Annotated in this window: 1 protein-coding gene; it reads left to right on the forward strand. The window is 66.9% G+C overall.

Going from position 1 to position 326, the window contains the following annotated elements:
• Positions 1–9: 9 nt before the first annotated feature.
• Positions 10–326, forward strand: a 317-nt coding sequence (gene folE / locus B2U11_RS09610; RefSeq protein WP_292071373.1) for a GTP cyclohydrolase I, incomplete at its 3' end; no start/stop codon positions are given.

Raw genomic sequence — 326 nt, forward strand, 5'->3', positions numbered from 1 at the left:
GAAGGCCCCATGACCGACGCCCCCCCCGCCCCGAAAATCTCCCAGTCCGAAGCCGAGGCCGCCGTGCGCACCCTGATCCAGTGGGCCGGCGACGACCCCGCCCGCGAGGGGCTGCTGGAGACGCCCGCGCGCGTCGCCCGCAGCTATCGCGAACTGTTCGCCGGCTACGAGATCGACCCGCTTCAGTATCTGGAAAAGACGTTCGAAGAGGTCGGCGGATACGACGAACTGGTCGTGCTCAAGGACATCCGTTTCGTCAGCTTCTGCGAACACCATATGCTGCCCGTCGTGGGCAAGGCGCACGTGGCCTATCTGCCGACCGACCG

It is taken from the genome of Brevundimonas sp. UBA7534, assembly GCF_002479325.1.
Taxonomy (GTDB): Bacteria; Pseudomonadota; Alphaproteobacteria; order Caulobacterales; family Caulobacteraceae; genus Brevundimonas.